Origin of the sequence: Bradyrhizobium sp. 195, assembly GCF_023101665.1 — a bacterium.
In the GTDB taxonomy this organism is placed as follows: Bacteria; Pseudomonadota; Alphaproteobacteria; order Rhizobiales; family Xanthobacteraceae; genus Bradyrhizobium.
On the sequence record NZ_CP082161.1, the window covers coordinates 2,199,995 to 2,218,004 of the forward strand.

18 protein-coding genes and 1 pseudogene are annotated in these 18,010 nt (G+C 63.4%); 4 read left to right on the forward strand and 15 right to left on the reverse strand.

The genetic code is table 11. From position 1 onward, the window contains the following. Window positions 1–12: 12 nt before the first annotated feature. Together IVB26_RS10175 and IVB26_RS10180 are read left to right on the forward strand one after the other, a co-directional pair. Window positions 13–1,290, forward strand: a complete 1,278-nt coding sequence (locus IVB26_RS10175; protein ID WP_247973131.1) for a YeaH/YhbH family protein — start codon at window positions 13–15, stop codon at window positions 1,288–1,290. Then, window positions 1,287–2,825: a SpoVR family protein gene (locus tag IVB26_RS10180; protein ID WP_247971539.1), complete on the forward strand. Its 1,539-nt coding sequence runs from the start codon at window positions 1,287–1,289 to the stop codon at window positions 2,823–2,825. The genes IVB26_RS10175 and IVB26_RS10180 overlap by 4 nt, the downstream gene beginning before the upstream one ends. Window positions 2,826–3,032: 207 nt before the next feature. On the opposite strand, the gene IVB26_RS10185 is transcribed toward IVB26_RS10180, so the two are convergent. The 6 genes and pseudogenes from IVB26_RS10185 to IVB26_RS10210 form a co-directional block, all read right to left on the reverse strand. Then, the gene (locus tag IVB26_RS10185) at window positions 3,033–3,470 is read right to left on the reverse strand and encodes a DUF1801 domain-containing protein (RefSeq protein WP_247971540.1); all 438 of its coding nucleotides are present in this window, start codon (window positions 3,468–3,470) and stop codon (window positions 3,033–3,035) included. Continuing rightward, entirely contained in the window at window positions 3,467–3,679 is a 213-nt protein-coding gene (locus IVB26_RS10190; protein ID WP_458309363.1) for a hypothetical protein, read from the reverse strand. The genes IVB26_RS10185 and IVB26_RS10190 overlap by 4 nt, the downstream gene beginning before the upstream one ends. 55 nt (window positions 3,680–3,734) lie before the next feature. Continuing rightward, complete coding sequence (locus IVB26_RS10195) at window positions 3,735–4,166, reverse strand: SRPBCC family protein (RefSeq protein ID WP_246918837.1); 432 nt, start codon at window positions 4,164–4,166, stop codon at window positions 3,735–3,737. After that, on the reverse strand, window positions 4,163–4,486 hold the full coding sequence (locus IVB26_RS10200; protein ID WP_247322909.1) for an ArsR/SmtB family transcription factor: 324 nt from the start codon (window positions 4,484–4,486) through the stop codon (window positions 4,163–4,165). Before IVB26_RS10200 ends, IVB26_RS10195 begins: the two co-directional genes overlap by 4 nt. A gap of 208 nt (window positions 4,487–4,694) precedes the next feature. Further along, window positions 4,695–5,142: pseudogene (locus IVB26_RS10205) on the reverse strand (DsrE family protein). A gap of 40 nt (window positions 5,143–5,182) precedes the next feature. Next, the gene (locus tag IVB26_RS10210) at window positions 5,183–5,803 is read right to left on the reverse strand and encodes a hypothetical protein (RefSeq protein WP_247971542.1); all 621 of its coding nucleotides are present in this window, start codon (window positions 5,801–5,803) and stop codon (window positions 5,183–5,185) included. Between the two features lie 325 nt (window positions 5,804–6,128). Between IVB26_RS10210 and IVB26_RS10215 the strand changes: the two genes are divergently transcribed. Both IVB26_RS10215 and IVB26_RS10220 read left to right on the forward strand, forming a co-directional pair. Next, window positions 6,129–7,685, forward strand: a complete 1,557-nt coding sequence (locus IVB26_RS10215; RefSeq protein WP_247971543.1) for an SUMF1/EgtB/PvdO family nonheme iron enzyme — start codon at window positions 6,129–6,131, stop codon at window positions 7,683–7,685. 17 nt (window positions 7,686–7,702) lie between these two features. Next, the gene (locus IVB26_RS10220; protein WP_247971544.1) at window positions 7,703–8,149 is read left to right on the forward strand and encodes a DUF4399 domain-containing protein; all 447 of its coding nucleotides are present in this window, start codon (window positions 7,703–7,705) and stop codon (window positions 8,147–8,149) included. Window positions 8,150–8,153: 4 nt separating this feature from the next. Here the strand turns inward: IVB26_RS10220 and IVB26_RS10225 are convergent, their stop codons facing one another. From IVB26_RS10225 to pqqB, 9 genes are all read right to left on the reverse strand, one after another. Continuing rightward, window positions 8,154–9,209: a 2-oxoacid:ferredoxin oxidoreductase subunit beta gene (locus IVB26_RS10225; RefSeq protein ID WP_063201775.1), complete on the reverse strand. Its 1,056-nt coding sequence runs from the start codon at window positions 9,207–9,209 to the stop codon at window positions 8,154–8,156. Beyond that, entirely contained in the window at window positions 9,206–11,053 is a 1,848-nt protein-coding gene (locus IVB26_RS10230; RefSeq protein WP_247971545.1) for a 2-oxoacid:acceptor oxidoreductase subunit alpha, read from the reverse strand. The genes IVB26_RS10225 and IVB26_RS10230 overlap by 4 nt, the downstream gene beginning before the upstream one ends. Then, a complete protein-coding gene (locus IVB26_RS10235) occupies window positions 11,023–12,822 on the reverse strand; it encodes an FAD-dependent oxidoreductase (protein ID WP_247971546.1) in 1,800 nt (599 codons plus the stop codon). Before IVB26_RS10235 ends, IVB26_RS10230 begins: the two co-directional genes overlap by 31 nt. A 236-nt stretch (window positions 12,823–13,058) precedes the next feature. Next, window positions 13,059–13,736, reverse strand: a complete 678-nt coding sequence (locus tag IVB26_RS10240; RefSeq protein WP_247971547.1) for a DUF4286 family protein — start codon at window positions 13,734–13,736, stop codon at window positions 13,059–13,061. 13 nt (window positions 13,737–13,749) lie between these two features. Continuing rightward, entirely contained in the window at window positions 13,750–14,736 is a 987-nt protein-coding gene (pip, locus tag IVB26_RS10245) for a prolyl aminopeptidase (RefSeq protein ID WP_247971548.1), read from the reverse strand. Beyond that, window positions 14,726–15,907 carry a pyrroloquinoline quinone biosynthesis protein PqqE gene (pqqE, locus tag IVB26_RS10250; protein WP_247971549.1) on the reverse strand — a complete coding sequence of 394 codons (1,182 nt, stop codon included), beginning with the start codon at window positions 15,905–15,907 and terminating at the stop codon, window positions 14,726–14,728. The genes pip and pqqE overlap by 11 nt, the downstream gene beginning before the upstream one ends. Beyond that, window positions 15,904–16,215: a pyrroloquinoline quinone biosynthesis peptide chaperone PqqD gene (gene pqqD / locus IVB26_RS10255; RefSeq protein ID WP_247971550.1), complete on the reverse strand. Its 312-nt coding sequence runs from the start codon at window positions 16,213–16,215 to the stop codon at window positions 15,904–15,906. The genes pqqE and pqqD overlap by 4 nt, the downstream gene beginning before the upstream one ends. Window positions 16,216–16,225: 10 nt before the next feature. Next, entirely contained in the window at window positions 16,226–16,981 is a 756-nt protein-coding gene (gene pqqC / locus IVB26_RS10260; protein ID WP_430640356.1) for a pyrroloquinoline-quinone synthase PqqC, read from the reverse strand. A 20-nt stretch (window positions 16,982–17,001) separates the two neighbouring features. Further along, entirely contained in the window at window positions 17,002–17,931 is a 930-nt protein-coding gene (gene pqqB, locus IVB26_RS10265; protein ID WP_247971551.1) for a pyrroloquinoline quinone biosynthesis protein PqqB, read from the reverse strand. Between the last annotated feature and the right edge of the window lie 79 nt (window positions 17,932–18,010).

Genomic DNA, 18,010 nt, shown 5'->3' on the forward strand with positions numbered 1-18,010 from the left:
GGTAAAGTGCCCATTCACATTATTGACAGGCGCCTGAATCCAGGCGGCAAGAGTCTTGAGAACCGCCAGCGGTTCTTGCGTCGGGCCAAGTCCCTGGTGCAGGGCGCCGTCAAGAAGACCTCGCAGGAACGCGACATCAAGGACGTCCTGGAGGGGGGCGAAGTCACGATTCCCCTCGACGGCATGCACGAGCCGCGCTTCCGCCGCGAAGGCGGAACGCGCGACATGGTGCTGCCCGGCAACAAGAAGTTCATCGAGGGCGACTATCTCCAGCGCTCCGGCCAGGGCAGTGCCAAGGATTCAGGCCCGGGCGAAGGCGACAGCGAGGACGCGTTCCGTTTCGTGTTGAGTCGTGACGAGTTCGTCGATCTCTTCCTCGACGATCTCGAGCTGCCGGATCTTGCCAAGCGCAAGATCGCGCATACCGAGAGCGAGGGCATTCAGCGCGCCGGCTACACCACGTCGGGCTCGCCCGCCAACATCTCGGTGAGCCGGACGGTGAAGCTCGCGCTGGCGCGCCGTATCGCGCTCAAGCGTCCCCGCAAGGAGGAGATCGAGGAGCTGGAAGCCGCGATCGCCGCATGCACCGACGAGGACGAGCGTGAGGTGCTGCTCGCCCAGCTGGAAAAGCTGAAAGCGAAGACCAAGCGCATTCCCTTCATCGATCCGCTCGATATCCGCTACCGCCGCTTCGAGACGGTGCCCAAGCCCGTTGCGCAGGCCGTGATGTTCTGCCTGATGGACGTGTCGGGCTCGATGTCCGAGCACATGAAGGATCTCGCCAAGCGCTTCTACATGCTGCTCTACGTGTTCCTCAAGCGCCGCTACAAGCATGTCGAGATCGTTTTCATCCGCCACACCGACCGCGCCGAGGAGGTCGACGAGCAGACCTTCTTCTACGGCCCGGCCTCGGGCGGCACGCTGGTCTCCAGCGCGCTGCAGGCGATGCACGAGATCGTGCGCGAGCGTTTCAACCCGTCGGACTGGAACATCTATGCCGCGCAAGCCTCCGACGGCGACAATTCCTATTCCGACGGCGAGCTTACGGGCATGCTGCTGACCGACAAGATCCTGCCGGTCTGCCAGTTCTTTGCCTATCTCGAGGTCGGGGAATCAGGCGGCAGCGCCTTCGATCTCTCCGACTCCTCGCTGTGGACTCTCTATGAGCGCCTGCGCAACAGCGGCGCACCGCTCTCGATGCGCAAGGTCTCGGAACGCAGCGAGATCTTTCCGGTGTTCCACGATTTGTTTCAGCGTCGCGAAACTGCCCAGGAGAAGGCCGCTCCATGACGGAACGATTGTTCGAAGGCGCGGATTGGGATTTCCACACCCTGCAGCGCATCACCGATGCCTGCGAGGAGGTGGCGCTGAAAGATCTCGGGCTCGACGTCTATCCGAACCAGATCGAGGTGATTACCGCCGAGCAGATGCTGGATGCGTATTCGTCGGTCGGCATGCCGCTGTTCTACAAGCACTGGTCGTTCGGCAAGCATTTTGCGTACCACGAGGCGTCCTATCGCAAGGGCCTGATGGGCCTCGCCTATGAGATCGTGATCAACTCCTCGCCTTGCATCTCCTATCTGATGGAGGAGAACACGGCGACGATGCAGACGCTGGTGATCGCCCACGCCGCCTTTGGCCACAACCACTTCTTCAAGAACAATTATCTGTTCAAGCAGTGGACCGACGCCGACGGCATCCTGGATTATCTCGACTTCGCCAAGACGTATGTCATGCAGTGCGAGGAGCGCTACGGCCGCATCGACGTCGAGCGCACGCTGGATGCCGCGCACGCGCTGATGTCGCACGGCATCGACCGCTATCCCGGCAAGAAGAAGCTGGATCTGCGCGCCGAGGAGAAGCGGGCAGGGCGCCGCCGTCAGCACGAGGAGGAGGTCTTCAACGACCTCTGGCGCACCGTGCCCAAGGGCGCTGCCAAAAGCCGGACGGCACTCAGCATCGAGCGCCGCCGCAAGCTGCTCGGCCTGCCGCAGGAAAACTTGCTCTACTTCTTGGAGAAGAGTGCGCCGCGCCTGGCACCGTGGCAGCGCGAGCTGCTGCGCATCGTCCGCCACATCGCGCAATATTTCTATCCGCAGAGCCAGACCAAGGTGATGAACGAGGGGACGGCCACCTACGTCCACTATCGCATCATGACCAAGCTGCATCAGCAGGGCCGCATCAGCGACGGCAATTTCCTCGAATTCCTGGGATCGCACACCAACGTGGTGTTCCAGCCCGAATTCGACGATCAGCGCTTCTCCGGCTTCAATCCCTATGCGCTCGGCTTTGCCGTGATGCAGGATATCGAGCGCATCGTCACCCGACCGGAAGATGAGGACCGCGAGTGGTTCCCTGACATTGCCGGCAAGAACGACGTGATGGGCGTGCTGCGCGACGTCTGGGCCAACTATCGCGACGAAAGCTTCATCGCGCAGTTCCTGAGCCCGAAGCTGATGCGGCACTTCCGCATGTTCCACCTGCATGACGATCCCGAGGAGCGCGCCGGTATCCGGGTCGATGCCATCCATGACGAGCGCGGTTTCCGCCGCGTGCGGCGCGAGCTGGCGCGGCAGCACGATGTCGGCTTCATCGACGCCAATATCGAGGTGGTCGACGTCGATCTCTCCGGCGACCGCCGCCTGATCCTGCATCACCACGTCATCAAGGGCTCGCAGCTCAACGAGACCGATGCCAAGCGGGTGCTGCAGCATCTGGCCGATCTCTGGACCTACGACGTCTCGCTGATCGAGGTCGATGCCAACGACAAGGTCATGCGCGAGTACGTCGTGAGCCCGCGCCCGATCCCCGCGGCGGTGGCGTGAGGGCGGTCGGCCACACACACAGAAGCGCGTTGATGTGCGCTCGCCCCTTGTGGGAGAGGGCCGCGACGCCGGCAGATACAAGCTCGTTTGGGTGAGGGGTATCTCTCCGCACCGTGCCTCGTCGATGGAGACCCCTCATCCGGCGCTTCGCGCCACCTTCTCCCACAAGGGGCGAAGGAAGGCGTTCGAGGCTGCACAAAGATCTCTCTACGCCGATCGCTTCTTCGCCGGTTTCTTCTTCAGCATATTCAGCTCGACCGCCGCGCGGATCAGCGCCTTCAGCGCCTTCTCGTTGATCTTCTCGCCCTCGCGAATGTCGATCGCGCGGCGCACATTTCCGTCGAGGCTGGAATTGAACAGGCCGGCCGGATCCTCCAGCGCCGCGCCCTTGGCGAAGGTCATCTTCACCACCGCCTTGTAGGTCTCGCCGGTGCAGATGATGCCGTCGTGCTCCCATACGGGAACGCCGCGCCATTTCCACTCCTCGACGACATCAGGGTCGGCCTGCTTGATCAGGCCGCGAATCCGTCCCAGCATCTCGCCGCGCCAATCGCCGAGCTCCTTGATCCTGCCGTCGATCATTTTGGAGGGAGACGGCCCATTCGCGTCCTTTGCGCCGCTCTTCTTCGCCATCGCCTTCTTCACGAGCTTGCCTCACTGCGCACGCCGTCGCGCTGGTCGAGATAGGGCAGCGCGAACAGATAGAGCCCGGTCGCGAGCAGCGGGATCAGCGGCACCAGCGCCAGGAAACCGATCCAGACGGCCTGGACCTGCATGGTCATCGCCACGATGTTGGCGATGACCGCGAGCGTGAAAGCCATCGACAGCCAGCGATGAATCTGCCGAACCCACATATGCGTGCTCACTAGAGACCTCCTTTGAGATTGATCGGAATGGACGCCGGCGGAGCTAGTCAGCGCGCGCCAGCACCTCGTCCAGCTTGTTGAAGAACTGCTTCCAGCCGGCATGCGCGCCGCCATAGGCCTGCTTCTGCGTCGGGCCGAAGCCCGCCTGCTCGACGCGCAAATGCGTGCCCGCGCTCGTCGGCGTGAGCGTGAAGGTCACGACGCTTTTGAGGTCGAAGGCGGAATCCTCATGCGAGAAATTCCAGGTATAGGCGAGGCTCTTCTGCGGCTCGATGGTGAGCACCTCGCAGTCCAGCACGCCGCCCCATTCGCCGCGCAGATTGAAACGATGACCGACTGATGGCTTGAAGTCGTTCTTCATCAGCCATTCCTCGATCAGATGCGGCTGCGTCAGCGCGCGCCAGAGCCGCTCGGGCGGAAAGGCAAATTCGCGCTCGACGACCACGGAGCGCGTCTGGCTTGAGGCTTCAGTCATTGGTCCATCCTCTTCAGGAGATCGTCGAGCGCGTCGAGCCGCCGCTGCCAGAAGCCGGCCATCTGGCTGGTCCAGTCGATCAGCGGATCGAGCGCGCCGGGCAGTGCGCTGTAATGAGTCTGCCGTCCTTCATGGCGGTCACGTACGAGGCCGGCCTGCTTCAGCGCGCCGAGATGTTTCGAAACCGCAGGCTGTGAAACGCCCGATAGCGCCGTCAGTGCCCCGACCGTCTGCTCGCCCTCGCGGCACAGCCGCTCGAAAATCGCCCGCCTTGTGGGGTCGGCGAGCGTCCTGAACAGGAGATCGGGGGCGGGGGACATGGAGATCCATAACCAGGAAGTTATGGATTACTCATAACCGTAGAGTTATGGGTGAGTCAAGCGGGATTGGAAGGTGAGGCGCTCGCTGTCGCTCCGTCATTGCGAGCGCAGCGAAGCAATCCAGACTTCGTCCTCAGAGGCAGTCTGGATTGCTTCGTCGCAAGGGCTCCTCGCAATGACGGAGAATGTGGCACCGCCATGCGCACTGCTACGGCCGCAGATACAAAAACCCCTGCGACTGCAGCTCCACGAGGCGGACCACGCCGCCTTTCTCAGCATTGACAAAGCCGGGCAGCAGATCCGTCAGCGTGACGTTCTGCGCCTTCATCGTGTTGCCGCAAGCGGCGAGCTCGACGCCGCCCTTGGAGAATTCGCCGACCCGCTTGCTGACATCGGTTGGCCTGCGCCCCGTGGAATGCCTTCAGCGCGGGACCGTGGATCACGAGCGCGAGCGTGACGTGCTCGGGGCCGCCGACGCCGTCGATGTGGTTCTGGATGTTGCCGAGCACGAAATTGACCTTCTCGGCATCGCTGAGGTGATAGACGACCTTCAGCTTGTTGCCCGCGCCGGCTTCGGTGGCGGCCCGTGCACGCGAGGCGCCAAAGGCTGCGCCGAAAGCCGAAATGGCGCTCCATAAGATGTTCCGGCGATTCATGGCGACCTCCTTCGACTGATCCCAGTTCGCCGGACAGATATCATTTGTGGCGCAGCGCTGCGAGTTCCTTGCGGTCGGTGACCAGCGAGGCGCATTCGCTATTGTCGGTGCGGTCGAGGCGGAAAATCTTGTCATCGGCGCCGGCCACCAGCGATTGCTCGGCATCGTCGTCCGGCTTGTTGTTCTGCCAGACCCGCACCCGTTCGAGCCGCACGATCGCCGACTTGTCGTCCTTCGACAGCGCAACGCCGATGCCGCCGCCCTCGCAGTCGACGCCGCAGCCGAGACGAACCTCGCTGCCGTTCCTGGTGAACACGGCGTGGTTGCACGAGCCGCTGGAGTCGAAATCGCCGCTGCGGTGACGGTACCTGAAGCCGAGACGGAAGGAGTTGTGCAGCTCCTTGTCCTCCTTGTCGACCTCCGCGGAGATCAGCAGCTTCATCGCGGCGACCTTCTGCTTCGGGTGCCGCGCCAGATGATCGGCATCGTAGCGTCGGACGAAGCAGGCGTAGGCCTCGTTGCCGGGCGCGCCCGAATACATGCGCGTATTGAAGGTTTCGGCTTCGGCCTTGCTGGCCTCACGAATGTCATCGCCTTCCTCGGCCACGGCGGCGCTGGTCAGCGCAGCCAAAATGAAGGCAGCAAAGAGGGAGAGCTTCATGACGGCCTCGAGCGCGTGTCGATTTCTATCGCAGCAGGATAGAGCTGCTATCTGTTAGACGCAGGCGCGGTGCCCCGCGTTCAACCGTCCCAATCGCTCCTGCGGCCACCGCGATGCCGACTCGGGCCAGTGGTTTTCAGGCCAGAGCCTTAGTCACAGAGGGGATCAAGAAGGTTCAAGCGGTGGGGCGCCTTCGTTCCTCGGAACCCGATGCCGCCCGATGCTCTGACATTGTCTCGGTTCGTCAATGTGATAGCCTTCACAGACGACCGCCTTTGGCAGTCGTAAGCTGGGGCTGCCTTGTCAGTATGTGGAGTCCCCCGCGATGGGCGAAATTCGCAACTTCAAATCCGGCAATCAGGACGGGCCGCCTCCACACGGTCCTATGCCTCGTCGTCTCGCTGCGATCATTGTCGGTGACATCGTTTCCTACAGCCGCCTGATGCAGGCCGACGAGGAGGGGACGCATGTCCGCGTCAAGCGGATCGAGCGGGATCTCATTCAGCCCAGCATCGTCGAGCACCATGGTGCTCTGGTGAAGACAACGGGCGATGGTTTCATTGCCATTTTCGATAGTCCTGTCGAGGCCGTTCGATGCAGCATCGTCATCCAGCAGAACTTGATCGGCCGCAACGCCTCGCTTCCGAAGCATTCGCGGCTCGAATACCGAATTGGCGTCAATCTCGGCGACGTGATCGTGGAGCCGGACGATGTCTACGGCGACGGCGTCAACATCGCGACACGCATTGAGGGCATTGCCGAGCCCGGTCAGGTCTACATCTCGGGCGCGATCTACGAGCAGATCAAGCATAAGGTGGTATGCGGCTATGAGTCGCTCGGCGACCGCAAAGTCAAGAACATCACCGATCCTGTGCGCGTCTATCGCGTGCTGCCGGACGCGGATGCCGTCGGCAAAACCAGGAGCCGGCGTGAGAATGCCCTGATCTTTCTGCTGTCCATCACAGTGATGATGATGGCCGCGGGCGTGCTCTGGTATTTGCTGGCGCAGCCCGGCAGGATGGGAGAGCAGGCCGCCGCGCCAGCCGCTTCTCCAGCTGCCTCTCCTGCCGCTTCTCCAGCTGCCGCTACTGCCGCTTCACCGAGCCCGCGGCCGCTGCCAAGCGAGGCGGCGACGCAGACGCCGCAACCATCTCCGTCACTGGCTTCGTCGCCTTCGCCGCCGGCGCCCAGCCCATCGGCGGCGCCGCCTCCCGAACCCGAGATGATCGCCATTCGCGGCGGCAGTTTCGCGATGGGAAGCAATGATGATCCGACCGAGCGACCTGTCCACCAGGTCACGATCAAGCCGTTCTCGATCGGAAAATATCCGGTCACCGTGCGGGAATGGAACGAATGCGCAGCTGCAAAGGGGTGCGGATTCACGGCCACCGGCAAGGACAATGCCCCGGTCAGCAATGTGAGCTGGGCCGACGCGCAGCAATATGTCGTCTGGCTCGCGCAGGCGGTGAAGAAGCCCTACCGGCTTCCGAGCGAAGCCGAATGGGAATATGCGGCGCGCGGCGGAACGCAGAGCAAGTACTGGTGGGGCGACAAGCTCCAACCGGGCATGGCCGGTTGCAAGGATTGCGGTGATCTTGCGGCCGAGCAGCCGGCCAAGGTCGGCAGCTTCAAGCCTAATCCATTCGGGCTCTATGACATGGGCGGCGGTATCGACCAGTGGGTCGAGGACTGCTGGCACAGGACTTATCAGGGGGCGCCGACCGACGGCTCGGCGCGGACCGGCAGCGACTGCTCCTCGCACGTCCTCCGTTCGGGCTCTTGGAAAAACGATTCGAGATATGTGCGGCCGTCCAATCGCGATGGTTACGACACCAATGTCCGTTATCCCACGCACGGATTCCGTGTCGCGCTCGGTCCTTGAGTGCTGGAGTAGACTTGATGAGGATCATTTCCTGTGCGGCGCTGGCGGCCGCAATTGCATTGCATTCGGGCGCGGCCAACTCGCAAGGCAAGACCGCACCGAAGGACGCGAAGCTCTATTTCATCACGCCGCATGACGGGCAGAAAGTTCGCGGTGGATTCTGGGTCCGGTTCGGCTTGCGCAACATGGGCGTGACGCATGCCGGCGACGAGTACCAGAATGCCGGTCATCACCATCTCTTGGTCGACGTCAACGAGCCCATCGATTCCAAGGAGCCGATCCCGCAGGACAAGTCGCACCTGCATTTCGGGGCGGGGCAGACTGAAACCCTCCTCGAGCTTCCGCCCGGCACGCACACGCTCCAGCTTGTGCTGGGCGATGCGAAGCACTATCCGTTCGAGCCGCCTGTCGTGTCGGACAAGATCACGGTACGCGTCAGACCGCCGGCTTCGGCACGGAAGTAAACGATCAGCGCAGGCTGGCGTTGATCTTGTCCAGCACTGCCGAGCCCGGGCAGAGCGTGTCCGCCTCCAGCGTGTTCAGTGGCGTCTCGACCGTGTTGAGATGCTCGTGCAGATCTTCCGCGTCCGGGTCGACATAGAGCAGCCCGGTGACGATCTGCCCCTTGGCGGCGTGCCTTGCGAGGAAGGTCTGGGCCCCGAGCCGGTCGTGCGGATCGTAATCCGCGTCGATCTTGCGCAGGGCGATCTTGCTGCCGTCGTGCTGCTCCACCATTTGCACCGTGCCCGGCGCGTAATCCACGGCGATCGGGTCGCGGCCGACCAGCACGTCGAGCCGGTTCACGGCGTCGTTGTGCTCGCGGACATAGTCGAAGCTCTTGGTCGAGCCGGCGTGGTTGTTGAAGGCGATGCAGGGACTGATGACGTCGATGAAGGACGCGCCCTTGTGGCGGATCGCGGCCGCGATCAGCGGCACCAACTGGGTCTTGTCGCCGGAGAAGGAGCGCGCGACGAAGGTGGCGCCGAGTTGCAGCGCGATCGCGACGAGGTCGATGGCGTTGTCGGTGTTGGTGACGCCCTTCTTGGACTTCGAGCCGCGGTCGGCGGTCGCCGAAAACTGGCCCTTGGTCAGGCCGTAGACGCCATTGTTCTCGACGATATAAGTCATGTTGACGCCGCGCCGGATCGAATGCGCGAACTGGCCGAAGCCGATCGATGCTGAATCGCCGTCGCCGGAAACGCCGAGATAGATCAAATCGCGGTTGGCGAGATTGGCGCCGGTCAGCACGCTGGGCATGCGGCCGTGCACGGAATTGAAGCCGTGCGAATTGCCGAGGAAATAGTCCGGCGTCTTCGACGAGCAGCCGATGCCGGAGATCTTCGCCACCCGGTGCGGCTCGATCGAGAGCTCGTAGCAGGCCTCGATGATCGAGGCCGTGATCGAATCGTGGCCGCACCCGGCGCACAACGTCGAGATCTTGCCTTCGTAATCGCGGTGGGTGTAGCCGAGCTCGTTCTTCTTCAGGCTCGGATGATGGAATTTCGGCTTTGCGATGTAGGTCATGACACGGCCTTGCGGAGCGGGGTCACCTTGAGGTGATCCTGATGGTCGCCAATGGCTTTTGCGATGAAACGGGCGGTGATCGGCGAGCCGTCATAATGCACGATCGGCACGAGGCGGACGGGATCGATGCCGTTCTCGTTGACGATGAGCTGGCGGAGCTGGCTGTCGCGGTTCTGCTCGACCACGTAGACGAAGTCGTGCTCGGCGAGGAAGCTCGCCACGCTCGAATGGAACGGGAAGGCGCGGATGCGCATCCGGTCGAGCTGATGTCCGCGTGCCTCCAACAGGCCGATCGCCTCGTCCATCGCCGGCGAGGTCGAGCCGAAATAGATCACGCCATATTTGGTCGGCCGCTCCGCATTGGCCTGCAGCGGCCGCGGCACCAGATCCTGCGCCGTCTCGAACTTGCGCATCAAGCGCTGCATGTTGTCGGCGTAGACGGGGCCTTCCTCGGAGTAACGCGCATAGCGGTCACGCGAGGTGCCGCGGGTAAAATAGGAGCCCTTGGTCGCGTGCGTGCCGGGATAGGTTCGGTACGGAATGCCGTCGCCGTCGACGTCGAGATAGCGGCCGAAGTCGCGTCCCTCTTCCAGCATCTCCGCGGTCATCACCTTGCCGCGGTCGTACTGCTTGGCATCATCCCACTTCAGCGGGCGACAGAGCCGATGGTTCATGCCGATGTCGAGGTCGAGCATCAGGAAGATCGTGGTCTGCAGCCGCTCGGCGAGATCGAAGGCGGCGGCCGCGAATTCGAAGGCCTCGGCAGGATCTTCGGGGAACAGCAGCACATGCTTGGTGTCGCCGTGCGAAGCATAGGCGCAGGCGATGATGTCGCATTGCTGGGTGCGGGTCGGCATGCCCGTCGAGGGGCCGGCGCGCTGGATGTTCATGATCACGGCCGGGATCTCGGCAAAGTACGAGAGCCCGATGAACTCGGTCATCAGGGAGATGCCGGGGCCGGAGGTCGCGGTGAAGGCGCGTGCGCCGTTCCAGGACGCGCCGATCACGATGCCGATCGAGGCCAGCTCGTCCTCGCCCTGCACGATGGCGTATTTGGCTTTGCCCGTCTCCGGATCGTGCCGGTACTTCTTGCAATGGGCGGTGAAAGCCTCCGCCACGGATGAGGACGGCGTGATCGGATACCAGGCACAGACGGTGGCGCCGCCATAGACCGCGCCGAGCGCGGCGGCGCTGTTGCCCTCGATGAAGATGCGGTCGCCGACCTTGTCGGACTTCTTGACCCGTAGCCCAATCGGGCATTTCAGGTTTTGCAGCGCCCAGTCGCGGCCGAGATGCAGCGCGTGGACGTTGGAGGAAAGCAGTTTCTCCTTGCCCTTGTACTGCTCGCCGATCAGTTGCTCGATCAGCTTCGGGTCCATGTCGAGCAGCGCCGAGAGCGCGCCGAGATAGATGATGTTCTTGAACAGCTGGCGCTGGCGCGGATCGGTATAGGTCGAGTTGGTGATGGCGGTTAAGGGCACCCCGATCACGGTGATGTCGTCGCGGAATTTCGTCGACGGCATCGGCTTGGTGGAATCGTAGAACAGATAGCCGCCCGGCTCGATGCCGGCGACGTCCTTATCCCAGGTCTGCGGGTTCATGGCGACCATCATGTCGACGCCGCCGCGGGCGCCGAGATGGCCGTCTTCGGTGACCCGCACCTCGTACCAGGTCGGCAGGCCCTGGATGTTGGAGGGGAAGATGTTGCGCGGAGACACCGGAACGCCGTGGCGCAGGATCGCGCGCGCGAACATCTCGTTGGCGCTGGCCGAACCCGAGCCGTTGACGTTGGCGAAGCGGACGACGAAGTCGTTTACGCTGCTGAGCGGCTTCTTGTCGGGCATGTCGAACCTGCGTGGGTCATCTCGATGAAATATTTCTGCATGTCCCAGGCGCCGGTGGGACAACGCTCGGCGCACAGCCCGCAATGCAGGCAGACGTCCTCGTCCTTCACCATCACGCGCCCGGTCTTGAGATCCGAGGAGACGTAGAGATCCTGGTCCGGATGCGGCGAGGGCGCCTTCAGGCGCTGGCGCAAATCGCTTTCCTCGCCGTTACCGGTGAAGGTGATGCAATCCATCGGGCAGATGTCGGCGCAGGCATCGCATTCGATGCAGAGCGATGTCGAGAACACCGTCTGCACGTCGCAGTTCAGGCAGCGCTCGGCTTCGCCCAAGGCCAGCTTGACGTCGTAGCCGAGCTCGACCTCGGCGCGGATGTCCTTCAGCGCGACCACCTTGTCGCGATGCGGCACCTTGTAACGCTTGTCGATGGAGATGTCGTTGTCATAGCTCCATTCATGGATGCCCATCTTCTGCGATGAGATCTGCACGTCCGGTAGCGGGCGCTCGGTGATGTCCTCGCCCGACAGCATTTTGTGGATCGACAGCGCGGCGTCATGGCCCTGCGCCACCGCCCAGATGATGTTCTTCGGCCCGAACGCGGCGTCGCCGCCGAAGAACACCTTGGGATTGGTCGAGACGAAGGTTTTCGGATCGACCTTGGGCATGTGCCATTTGTCGAACTCGATGCCGCAATCCTGTTCGATCCAGGGGAAGGCGTTTTCCTGGCCGACCGCGACCAGCACGTCGTCGCAGGCGATCGTCTCATCCGGCTCGCCCGACGGCACGAGGTTGCGCCGGCCCTTGGCGTCGTATTCGGCTTTCACCTTCTGGAAGGTGACGCCGATCAGCTTGCCGGCGACATGCTTGAAAGCCACCGGAACCATGTAATTGAGGATCGGAATATCCTCATGGAGCGCGTCTTCCTTCTCCCAGGGCGAGGCCTTCATCTCCTCGAAGCCGGAGCGGACGACAACCTTGACGCTCTCGCCACCGAGGCGGCGCGCGGTGCGGCAGCAATCCATCGCGGTGTTGCCGCCGCCGAGCACGATCACGCGCTTGCCGATCTTGTCGATGTGGCCGAATGAGACCGAGGACAGCCAGTCGATGCCGATATGGATGTTGGCGGCTGCCTCTTTCCGGCCGGGAATGTCGAGTTCGCGGCCGCGCGGCGCGCCGGAGCCGACGAAGATCGCGTCGTACTTCTCCCCGAGCAGCGCCTTCATGCTCTCGATGCGATGGCCGCCTTTGAACTCGACGCCGAGACCCAGGATATAGCCGGTCTCCTCGTCGATCACCGAATTTGGCAGGCGGAATTTCGGGATCTGCGTCCGCATCATGCCGCCGGCTTCCGGATCGCCGTCGAACACGGTGCAGTGATAGCCGAGCGGCGCGAGATCGCGCGCCACTGTCAGCGAGGCCGGGCCGCCGCCGACGAAGGCGACGCGCTTGCCGTTCTTCGCCGCCGGGCGCGGCAGGCGCTGCTTGATGTCATCCTTGAAATCGGCGGCCACGCGCTTGAGCCGGCAGATTGCAACCGGTGTTTCCTCGACGCGTCCGCGGCGGCACGCCGGCTCGCAGGGACGATCGCAGGTGCGTCCCAGGATTCCGGGAAACACGTTCGATTTCCAATTGATCATGTAGGCGTCGCTGTAGCGGCCTTGTGCGATCAGTCGGATGTATTCGGGAACCGGGGTGTGCGCGGGACAGGCCCATTGGCAATCGACCACTTTGTGAAAGTAGTCGGGGGCCGCAATATCGGTCGGTTTCATTCCTACCCTGTCCGCGCAGGCTCAAAGACCCGGCGGCCTCTTCTGAGCTTGGCGAACGCTTAACGCGCCTCGATCTGGTTTCTGAATGACGTCATTGGGTTAGCTTATTAGAACCTTTCCGAAGTACAACGGCAAACTTGCGCGCTTCCCCTGTTTCATAGGAGCCAAGCGCGCACAGCATTAACGGCGCGCGGGTTCTGCGTGCGGTGCAGCATGTTGCGATGCGTGCGAGCGCGTCAGCCGCGCGCGAGGTCGCTCTTCGCGAGATCCCACATCAGGCTGTAAGTGCCGACCGAGACCGGAAGCGGCAAGGGCGCCGCCGCCGGGCCGGTGAAGCGTTCGGCGATCACGGCCGAGACCGCGCCGACATGCGTGCCGGCGATCAGCACGAACCAGTCGCGGGCGCCTTCATTGCGCACCGCCGGAATGCCCGCGGTTGCGCCCGACAATTCCGGCTCGCTTTCGAGCAGATGCATCGAGATGATGCCGTCGCGCCCTTCGGGCCTGAGCTTGTCTTGCAGCGCATCACGCCAGGACGCGGCATTGTCCGGCCTCGGTCGCAGCCGCACCACGCCGAGCGCAGCACCACGTCCGGTGCCGTTGCTGAGTGTGATGCGCGCGACGACGCGCAGCATGTCCTTGAAGCGCGCCATGCTGCGCCGTGACCAGTCGGTTTGATTGGCCAGCCGCGCCCGGTAGGCGGGACTGTCGAGGACGTCGAGCGTCGCGGTCGAGTACAGCGAGAGATATTTGGGGTTGGCGGCATGCGCGACATAGCGCCGGGCTTCCAGAAAGCCCTCGATCGCGACGCGCTCTTCCAGATGCTCGCGATCATACCAGCGGTTGAAATCGTGTTCATCCGCTGCATCGACATTCATCGACGTCAGCAGCATGCCTTTTCCGGCGAGCGGCATTCTTCTTGTCCTCTCATCGCCCGATCTTCGATGCGAGGTCGGCGATCGACTTCATCACCGCATCCCTCACGCCGGCATCATAGAGCGAATGCCCGGCTCCTTCCACGACGCGAAGCTCGGAACCGGGCCATACTTTCGTTAGGGCCTGCGATGTCTCAGGGGGACACAGCAGATCGTAGCGGCCCTGGATGATGATGCCGGGAATGCCGGCGAGCCGGCCCGCGTTCCGCAACAACTGGTCTTCGCTCATGAAGGAGTTGTTGATGAAATAATGCGCCTCCATGAACGGCGTTGCCGGCAGCGTGCGCCAGACGTTCAGCGACGCCAGGTCCAGCCGCGTCTTGGCCGGCTTGTGCTCCGACAAGGCGCGCTCGGTGTCGTGCCAGGCGCGCGCCGCAGGTCCGTGAACGGCAGGATCGGCATCGAGGATGCGGCGCCAATAGGCGTCTACCGGCCGCGCTTGCTCTTCCCTTGGCAGCACACTCAGAAAATCCTCGTACAGCGCGGGATAGAATTGCGGCAGGCGCACCGTGAAGCCTGTCTCGACTTCCGCCCGCGTGCCGAGAAACGTCGCGCGGAGCGCAATGCCGGACACACGCTCGGGATGCGCCTGCGCATACGCCAGCGCCAGTGTCGCGCCCCAGGAGCCGCCGACCACCATCCAGCGGTCAAAGCCGAACTTTTCGCGGATCTTCTCCATGTCCGCGATCAGGTGCGCCGTGGTGTTGTGCTCGCGCGATGCCTTGGGACGACTGCGGCCGCAGCCGCGTTGGTCGAACAGCATCGCATGCATACGCTCGGGATCAAAAAGCCGGCGATGGTCGGGCTGGCAGCCCGAGCCAGGACCGCCGTGCAGATAGATCGCGGGGATGCCGTCGCTGCGGCCGACGCTCTCGACATAGAGCTCATGGCCGTCGCCGACGTCGAGCATGTCGGACGTCAGCGGCGCAAAGGGATCGGCACGCCTGACGGAAGCGGCCGCGTCGGCGTCAGGTCCCATTCTCGGATTCCAGGGTGCCGCCGGCGAAGTTGCGATAGAGGAAGCGGCTAGTCTCGCCCTCGGCTTCGCGCTCAGCCTGCTTGAAGATGGTCTCGTGCAGCGGCGACAGCGCGCAGGCGGGATCGGTGTTGGCGGCATCGCCGGTCAGCGCAAAGGCCTGGCAGCGGCAGCCGCCGAAATCGATCTCGCGGAATTCGCAAGACTTGCACGGTTCCTTCATCCAGCCGGTGCCGCGATAGCGGTTGAAGGCGTCGGAGTTCTGCCAGATCCAGGCGATCGAATGATTGGAGCGCACGGATTCGAAGTCGAGCCCGGTGATGCTCTCGGCGGCGTGGCAGGGCAGCACCTTGCCGGCGGGCGAGATGTTGAAGAACTGCCGGCCCCAGCCGCCCATGCATTTCTTCGGCCGCAACGCGTAATAATCGGGGACGACGTAGTCGATCGCAAGCGTGCCCTTGAGCCGCTCGCGCGCCTCCTCGACGATACGGGTGCACTCATCTAACTGCGCCACCGTCGGCATCAGTGCGGCGCGGTTCTTCAGCGCCCAGCCGTAATATTGCACATTGGCGACCTCGAGCCGGTCGGCGTCGAGATCGACAGACATCTGGATGATGTCAGGGAGCTGGTGCAAATTCTGCCGATGCATCACCGCGTTCACGGTCAGCGGCAGATCGAGCTCGCGGGTCCATTTCGCGACTTCAAGCTTCTTGCGATGGCCGTTCCTGTAGCCGGCGACGCGATCGGCGAGGCCTTCTTCGACGCCCTGGAAGCTGATCTGCACATGGCACAGCCCGGCATCCGCGAGCTCGCTCAGCCGCTCGCGCGTCAGCAGCACGGCCGAGGTGATGAGGTTGGTGTAGAGCCCGACGTCGCTGGCATGCTTGACCAGCTCGACAAGGTCCTTGCGCGCTGTCGGCTCGCCGCCGGAGAAATGCACCTGGAGCACGCCGATCTCGGCAAGCTCGCTCAGCACTTTCTTCCACTCGTCCGTCGTCAGCTCCTTGCCCGAGCGGTCGAGCTCGACGGGGTTAGAGCAATAGGGACATTGCAGCGGGCAGCGATGGGTGATCTCGAGCAGCACCGCGAGCGGAATGCCGAAGGTCTCCGCCGTCGAGCGCTGCTTCTCCAGCACCGCGAGGCTGTCGCTGGGTGGGATGGTCACGTCGCTCATGACGTCTTCTCCCTGATCTCGGTGAGGAAGCCCTTGTCGGCGAGGTCCTGCAGCATGACGATGACGTCGGCCAGGATCGCCTCGCGCGGCGCTGCGTATTTCGCCGCGAGGTGATCGGACACGTCGCCGACACTGCGCTTGCCGTCGCAGAGTTGCAAGACCTCGACCGCGATCTCGTCGGGCGCCAGCACCCGCTCCGGCGCCAGGATCACCCACACCTTGCGGGTCTCGTCATATTTCAGCTTGGCATGCCGCGGCAGCACGGGGCGGCTTGCCTCGTTGACGCTGATATTGCGCGGACCGGCCATCGCTGTTCCCTCAGCTCGCCTTGGGCACGAATGCGCCCGGCGGAATGTGGCCCTCGACGTAGGCGTGCTGGAGCGCATCCAGCTGCACCCACAAGACGTTGGTCTTGAAGATCAGCGCGTTGCAGACTTGCGCGCGCTGCTCCGGCGTCGTGGCATGCGCCTTGACATAGTCGAGCGCAAAGCCGGCATCGCGCGGCGCCTGGGCCAGGCGGCGCTTGAAGTAGCTCATGATGTCGGGATTGACGAAGTCGTAATGCTCCAGCATGCCGGAGATACGCTCTTCATGCAGGTTCGGCGCGAACAGCTCTGTGAGCGAGGACGCGATCGCCTCCAGCGGACTTTTTTCGCGACAATAGTGCACGTAAGCCTCTACCGCGAAGCGCGTCGCCGGCAGGATGCCTTCGGTCGATTCCACATAGGCCGTGTCGAGGCCAAGGCCCTCGGTCAGCTTCAGCCAGCGTTCGATGCCGCCCTCGCTGCCGACATCGCCGTCATGGTCCTCGATGCGGTGGCGCCATTCCAGCCGCGTGGCGCGGTCGCGGAAGCGCGAGATCACCACCGCGTCCTTGATCGGAATCGTGCTCTGATAATAGTAGCGGTTCAGCGCCCAGGCCTGCACCTGGCCCTTGTTCAGCTTGCCGCCGTGCAGGAGCTTATGGAACGGATGCAGGCTGTGATAGCGCGTCGCCCCGATATGGCGCAGCGTCGCCTCGAGCTCCTCGGCGCTGGTGAGCCTGATGTCCTTGCCGATCGAGAGCGCAGTCATTCCAGTCATTGACGCCGCATTCACAGCACGATCTCCGTTCCGTCCGCCGGTATCTGCCAGCCTGCCGCCTCCGCGGCCTTGCGCTCCGGGGAGGCCGGCAGCAGCGCCGGGTTCGAGTTATTGATATGCAGAAATATCTTCCTGTCGAGTGTGAGGTCGGCCAACCGTGAGATGGCGCCGGCCTCGCCGGACATCGCGACATGTCCCATGCTCTTGCCTGTCTTGTGACTGAGCCCGGCCTTGATCATCTCGTCGTCCTGCCACACCGTGCCGTCGAAAAACACCAAGGCGGCGCCGTCGAGCTCGGCCTTGAGCGCATCGGTGACCTCGGCGCAGGCTGCGATGAAGTAGAAGCACTTGCCGGTCGCCTTGTCGGTGATCTTCAGCCCCAGCGTATCGCCGTCGCCGGTCTCGCCGCCGGGATGCGCCTTGCCTTCCAGATACCAGGCCGACTTGCCCGAGACTGCGAAGGGCAGCACCTCCAGGCCCGAGCGCACGCCATCGGTGAGGCGCGGCTCGAATGGCTCGCCGATAGCCATCGGCTGGCGCCGCACGTGCTTCTCGTTCAGCACGTTGAAGATGCTGTTGCTGGTAAGGATCGCCAGCACCTTGTCATGCGCATAGATCGTGAACGGCGAACTCTCGCGCATCGACAGCAGGCCCGCCACCGCGTCCACTTCGCTGTTGGTCAAGATCACGCCCGCAATCGGCGTATGGCGCAGCGCCCCGGCCTTGGGGTGCAGTTGCGGCGTGGCATTCAATTGCTGGCGCAAATCGGGAGAGGCATTGATCAGGAACCAATGCTCGCCGTCGCCGCTGAAGGCGACCGAGGCCTGGGTTCTCTCGAGTTCATGACCGGCGCTACGGGCCGCCCGGCAGCCCTCGCAGCCGCAATTCCATTGCGGCACCCCGCCGCCGGCTGCGGCGCCCAGGACGACGACGCGAAGCATGATCCGTCTCCTGGAGGCAACGTCGCCAGGTGGATCTCAGGCCGACACAGTTTTTGTCTTCCGGAAACTGATCGTGACC

Bases quoted from the DNA above. Each gene is read 5' to 3' on its own strand.
- IVB26_RS10180 (WP_247971539.1), top strand. From the start codon at position 1,287: ATGACGGAACGATTGTTCGAAGGCGCGGATTGGGATTTCCACACCCTG.
- IVB26_RS10190 (WP_458309363.1), bottom strand. From the start codon at position 3,679: ATGTGGGTTCGGCAGATTCATCGCTGGCTGTCGATGGCTTTCACGCTC.
- IVB26_RS10195 (WP_246918837.1), bottom strand. From the start codon at position 4,166: ATGACTGAAGCCTCAAGCCAGACGCGCTCCGTGGTCGTCGAGCGCGAA.
- IVB26_RS10200 (WP_247322909.1), bottom strand. From the start codon at position 4,486: ATGTCCCCCGCCCCCGATCTCCTGTTCAGGACGCTCGCCGACCCCACA.
- IVB26_RS10210 (WP_247971542.1), bottom strand. From the start codon at position 5,803: ATGAAGCTCTCCCTCTTTGCTGCCTTCATTTTGGCTGCGCTGACCAGC.
- IVB26_RS10215 (WP_247971543.1), top strand. From the start codon at position 6,129: ATGGGCGAAATTCGCAACTTCAAATCCGGCAATCAGGACGGGCCGCCT.
- IVB26_RS10220 (WP_247971544.1), top strand. From the start codon at position 7,703: ATGAGGATCATTTCCTGTGCGGCGCTGGCGGCCGCAATTGCATTGCAT.
- IVB26_RS10225 (WP_063201775.1), bottom strand. From the start codon at position 9,209: ATGACCTACATCGCAAAGCCGAAATTCCATCATCCGAGCCTGAAGAAG.
- IVB26_RS10230 (WP_247971545.1), bottom strand. From the start codon at position 11,053: ATGCCCGACAAGAAGCCGCTCAGCAGCGTAAACGACTTCGTCGTCCGC.
- IVB26_RS10235 (WP_247971546.1), bottom strand. From the start codon at position 12,822: ATGAAACCGACCGATATTGCGGCCCCCGACTACTTTCACAAAGTGGTC.
- IVB26_RS10240 (WP_247971547.1), bottom strand. From the start codon at position 13,736: ATGCCGCTCGCCGGAAAAGGCATGCTGCTGACGTCGATGAATGTCGAT.
- pip (WP_247971548.1), bottom strand. From the start codon at position 14,736: ATGGGACCTGACGCCGACGCGGCCGCTTCCGTCAGGCGTGCCGATCCC.
- pqqE (WP_247971549.1), bottom strand. From the start codon at position 15,907: ATGAGCGACGTGACCATCCCACCCAGCGACAGCCTCGCGGTGCTGGAG.
- pqqD (WP_247971550.1), bottom strand. From the start codon at position 16,215: ATGGCCGGTCCGCGCAATATCAGCGTCAACGAGGCAAGCCGCCCCGTG.
- pqqC (WP_430640356.1), bottom strand. From the start codon at position 16,981: ATGACTGCGCTCTCGATCGGCAAGGACATCAGGCTCACCAGCGCCGAG.
- pqqB (WP_247971551.1), bottom strand. From the start codon at position 17,931: ATGCTTCGCGTCGTCGTCCTGGGCGCCGCAGCCGGCGGCGGGGTGCCG.